Genomic DNA, 5,476 nt, shown 5'->3' on the forward strand with positions numbered 1-5,476 from the left:
CACGGACTAAAAATCTTCACTTCGCTTAAGCTCCGTTTCCAGGATTTTCAGCGTTAGTATTAGCTATTTGTAGCAGGTAACACAAGCACCACCGCCTTCAGCCTCATCATAAATTTCATCTAAATCGTTAAATTCACAGAAACCTTCTGAATTATCGAGTAATGCATTTCTGCGTCTTTTCTTTTTAAATCGATCAACCTTCTTCTCATGGTTTTCGATGATCCGCTGTTGCACTTCAGGGTCTTCAAGTGTACTTAGAGGTTGACCTTGCCCCATCCAATAAAATGTCTCTCCCACTACATTATTATCTTTACCTTTTTCAAAAGTTTTTGCTTCTTCAAATAAAGAGGGGTGTTTCTCCTTTAGCTTTAGCCATTCTATTTTCTGTTGATAAAAACAAAATGTACAGCCAGAGCGGGAGCGCCATTCATAGTAAGCTGGTAACTCCAAACCATTACGTTGAAGAATATTTTCTATATCACTTCTTACAATGCCATCTTCACGGAAGGGAAAAATAGATTCAATCGGCTTTTCAATTACCATAAAACCAGTTCGGTTAGGCTCATCTGCCCTAATACCAACATAATTTTTGATTTCATAACCATCAGCAATAAAAGCATCTACCCATTGCTCAAATGGTTTGAGTTTCATCTGTATTGTGCACCATCGGTCACGTTGTGAAGGTAAGTAGTTACCATGCTCTTTAAGTAAATGTGAAAATGTTTTATCACCTCGTCCTTCCATATTGTTTAAAGAGCGGTCATTTAATCGATGAATATATCCTAATTTCTCTTCTAATTGGTCAACAAAATCATTTGTTTCAGGCAGCTCATATCCTGTATCAGTAAAAAAATACTCTATTTCTAATTCAAGGCGAGTTTCTTTAACATATAGAGCTAAAGCACTACTGTCTTTTCCACCTGATATGCCTAAGACATGTTTGATTTTTTTAGTCATTAGATTTACTACTTGTTGTTGAATCCATTAAGCTAGAAAGTATATTCGTTAGGGCTGCTAATTGCTCTTCTTTTGATAAGTGAGCAATGGTTGATCTAACACTATCAACAGCAGATTTAACATTTTTTTCATTTTCTAAATTGAATTTAATGAAACTATCATGCTCTTTATAGTTACCCGAGCTATCTGTAGTTGTTAGAACTAAAGGTTGCGAAGAGCCTTTGTTGCTAATATTACTGAATGATTCAATACGTCTAAATTGAATGCATAAGTTTTGTAGTTCATCTAATCCATTTCTTAAGTGTTTATCAGTCCAGTTTCTTTCAGGTACAGTTGCTGCTAAGTTTACGATAGATTCAAATTTAGCATTACCACTTATATAGTCAATTAACCGAGAAGCAAGTTCCTTCACATTCGGTCGTTGAGCTACAGAAACAATTAATTCACAACGAGCTTTTAAATCATCATCAAATTCAGCCGCTAAATTACTCATAATAATTTGTTTAAAGCCAGATAAAAGCATATCGTGTTGAACAGATAAATCTTCAATGGCTGTTTTTAGGCTTAGCCCTAGTTTTTCATCAATATTTTTGTCATTTTTATCTAAATTGAAAATGCCTGGCAAATCTTCAAGTATTAATTTGTAAGGATCGTTAGCGGCAATTACTTTGTTTCTAAATGTTTTTGCTTCCTTAGTTAAAACTTGGGCATTGTTAGATTGTGAAAAGCTCTCTCCACTGGTTTTTTTAACCCATGTCGGTAAGGTATGAACTATCTTCACAATATGTTTAGCAATTCCAAGGACTATATCACCAGATTTATCTTCACCAATAGTTGCCTTAGCAAGCGTATCTAAAAGGTGAGTTTGTATTTTAGATATTTCAAAATATCTGACACCTGCTTCTAGTGGGTGTTTGTATATTTTAGTAATTAATTCCTCATCTAATTCTGGGATGAAGATAAATTGTTTAGTTGAATCCAAATCATAAAATGCAATTTGGCCCTCTAATGATTTTAATAACGCAAGTCCATAGAGCCTGCATAATCCAAGTGTCAGCCCAAAAGGAGGCTGCATCCATCGATTATATAAATCGTCCAAGGTTATCATTGTCTTACTAGATTTAATAAAGGTAACACCATCCAGCCATAAAGCATGCATACTTGGATTAGCTTTAATTGAGGCATCACTCCATTGACTAGGAAAAACATATCCCTCGTCTGATTTACAATGCCAACCCTTACTTTTTAAACAGGATAAGTAAAGACCTTTTTCTGGCGGAAATGAATCACTAGCAAAGCCCAAGTCTTCTTTATCTCCACTTTTAAGCATTGCATTCATTAGCTTACGGATTGCACTATTAGCACTTCCAGAAGGTTTTGATCTATTTACAAGCTCGTTAATAACTTTAGGAGACGAATGGAATATTTCATCAGCTATTTTAGAGGCAGAAACAGACAAAGGTTGAGCAGGTATAGCTATCCCTTTATGGGACCAGCTGGCATTTCTAAATGCTGAATTTAATTCCTTTTCAATATTCTGGTTTGCCAATTGAATTCTATTTTCCAATTCATTTTTAGCAATTAAATCATGGTTTATCTTTTCTTCTTCTTTAGATATTTGATTAAGAGCAATTAACTCAATAGCTACAGATTTTAAGCTGTCTAAAGAGGAAATTTGACCAATGGCAGCATAAGGCAACTCTTCAGACGAGAGCTCTTTAGCAATAGATGGATTTGCAGGAAGAATAAAGCTAAGAAATGACTCCCCTGTTAAAGCAGGTGTCTTTAATGAATCAATAAGTACACTATCTATCTTATTGATGAGTTGAGTTCTGGCCCATCTCATTGTGCCAAATTTATGATAATGAGCCGTAGCTAAAATATTTTGAGGCATATTGCAAACACTTGTCCAATCAACACCTTGGCTAATTGATTCAATTCGATCTACAACCATGTTATTTATATCAATATCACTACCCTGAAAAACAAAAAGGGCATTATGTTTTTGTCGATATATAATAACGGTCCAACTTTCTAAATCAGCAATGGCCGATTGTATGACACTTTTTTCAAGTCCTCTTGCCGAGAAATAAGCGGTAATAAATTTTTTCTTAGCATGTAAATGATGTTGAAAGCCAAAAATCGTCAATAGTGCAATTACTTTAGTAATCGACACATGCAAATCAGAACCCTTCTGACTAGCTCGATAGATGGCATCACAGCCCTCTAGCCAAGCCTTACTATCAGGGTAGGTTGTAATTAGGTGGTGTAGGTTATGGTGTAGATAGTCCCATAATTTCTCTGGTTGATACAGACCTAAAGTAGATATTGTATTAGTATAGTTTTCAGACAAAAACTCTCTAAAGCCTAGCTTTTCATGTGAAGCTAAAAAACCAAATAAGCTCCGTTCATTTTGAGAAAAGCGCCGTCTAGAAATAGGGCCAAGTAACAAGCTTACTAGCGGATCAATGGGTAATGTTTTAGTCAGAGCAAGCTTATTTCTACTTTGAGCCTCAAAAGAGATTAAAATATTAGCTATTAGCTTTTTATATTTAGACTCTAGTTTTTTAGTAATATCATCATCTTTTGTTATTGAATCACCTACAAGAACAAGCGACTCGTCAATTGATGGATTGAAGCTTAAATCTCTATATCGACCCTGTACTTTTGCCCACTCTTTTTGAGATGTAACATCCTTATTTTTTGCATAATCAGAAAAAGATTGATGTAAAAAACCAATCAGCATCACGGGGCTTTTAGCTTGTTGGACAATATCAGCTAAGGACTGGAATAAATGTAGATCTTTGTTAGACCTTGATTGAAAGTCTAATGCCTTTCCCATCTCATCAAGGAGCAGAAGAACACCATCTGATTCTTTTGGTTGATTAGATAAAGAATGCGTTATTTCTTCAAGACATCGTTCATCATCAAAAGTCTTAACCGTGCCCAAATCAAACTCAATATTAAGCGCAGTATAAATACTGACTAAAATAGCATTTGCAGGTGAATCAAGGCCGCAAACATGCTTAACAACTACCCAGCCGTGGTTTACATTAAAGCGGCTCGTAAAGTTTTCAAAGATATTATTTGTTTTTTGAAGTTTATTAGTCGCATACTCGCGCTCTTTTGTATTACTAGATAATAGGCTAGATAAATAAAGTGCAAGGGTTGACTTACCAGAGCCATATGGCCCCGTTAATGTGTAGGCTCTTTGAGCACTACCAGAAAAATCTTGGCTAATGGTATCGAGTACATTAAGCGCAGTACCGTGAAGAATAAAATCATCAATAAAGGGTTTGAAATCTATTTGGTCACTATCAATTCTAGCGGAGCTTTTATAGCGTTGATTGATGTTTATCGGTTGATTAGCCATTTTAAACACCACTGTAATATTTATTTAAGAATAAAATAGGCGAATCAAAGGCTGTTTGTTCAATTCTAATTTGTCTTAAACCTAAAGAATCAATCCAGCTGATAGAGCCTTTTGAAAATTCTTGAGCTTCATCTAGTTTTTGTCCTAAGCCACTTTCAGAGAGTCTAAATATTCGACCAGGAGAACAAGGTTTAGTTAAAAGTGAGTCAAAATCAACTGTATTAATTTTAGAATATTTTGTTTCAATTTCAGAAAATTTAACAAGGCCATAAATGAAAATTTCTATCGGTAATTCAGGGCGTTCAGATAAATTACTGATATAAAACCCACCCCCGTTATCTTGAATTAAATTTAGTTCAGATAGAGGAGAAGTGAAATGGTCTTCATCAACTTTTGTTTGTTTTTTAGAGGTAGAGCTTTTAAACTTTTTACAGTAAGTATTTAAAAAGCAGTCAATATCTTTTTTAAGGGTGTTTCCATTTCCAATAGAATTTGTGATCAGTCTTTTAGCATCTTCAGAGCAATCTGATAGTAATTTTGTCTTCTCAAAGTGCTGAATATTTGAATAATTAAAAAAGTACCGATAAGAGGAAAGGTAAGCCGAGTTAAAATTCAACCAAAAATGAATAAGCCAAATAGAGCCTATCTGCTCTAAATAAGGGTCTTTACCATCAACAGATGCCCCCCCAAACAAGTAATTCCCATTGAAAGAGACTATGTGATCAACATGATTATTAGTCGAAACAACATCAATGACAGAACTAGCTTCCGCCCAATAGCGAATAGCATTCACCATGTTTTTCCCTACACCTAGCTTAACAATTGCTTCGCGGGTTTTTTCTTCATTTGATGTTTGTAGTTTTCCATTTATATTCAAATAGTTAACAGACTTAAACAGCCATCCGTATCTTAAAGGGAAAGTGTTATGCCCTGTAAATTTAGCTTTCATTGATATCTATGTCTTCTGGAGGAATTCTCCAGAGACGAATGATAAAGCTATTCTTGTTTTGAAGATACAAGTTTTTATATGTAGTGTTGAGTTTTTTTTGTATAGAAGAGCTCTTTTATGATTGTTGCTCTCGCTTAAAATCAGGGAAACGGAGCCTAAGCGGAGTGATGATTTTTAGTCCCTGGTAGGCGACAGGG

General features: G+C 34.9%; 3 protein-coding genes. All 3 read right to left on the bottom strand.

All coding sequences use genetic code 11. From position 1 onward, the window contains the following. Positions 1–63: 63 nt before the first annotated feature. The 3 genes from CDZ78_RS18110 to CDZ78_RS18120 are packed head-to-tail and all read right to left on the bottom strand — an operon-like array spanning position 64 to position 5,279. A complete protein-coding gene (locus CDZ78_RS18110; RefSeq protein WP_087871235.1) occupies positions 64–957 on the bottom strand; it encodes a phosphoadenosine phosphosulfate reductase family protein in 894 nt (297 codons plus the stop codon). Next, positions 950–4,330 carry a DUF6079 family protein gene (locus CDZ78_RS18115; RefSeq protein WP_087871236.1) on the bottom strand — a complete coding sequence of 1,127 codons (3,381 nt, stop codon included), beginning with the start codon at positions 4,328–4,330 and terminating at the stop codon, positions 950–952. The genes CDZ78_RS18110 and CDZ78_RS18115 overlap by 8 nt, the downstream gene beginning before the upstream one ends. Before the next feature lies 1 nt (position 4,331). After that, complete coding sequence (locus tag CDZ78_RS18120; RefSeq protein ID WP_087871237.1) at positions 4,332–5,279, bottom strand: DUF4007 family protein; 948 nt, start codon at positions 5,277–5,279, stop codon at positions 4,332–4,334. Positions 5,280–5,476: the final 197 nt, after the last annotated feature.

The organism is Bathymodiolus platifrons methanotrophic gill symbiont (assembly GCF_002189065.1).
Taxonomy (GTDB): Bacteria; Pseudomonadota; Gammaproteobacteria; order Methylococcales; family Methylomonadaceae; genus Methyloprofundus.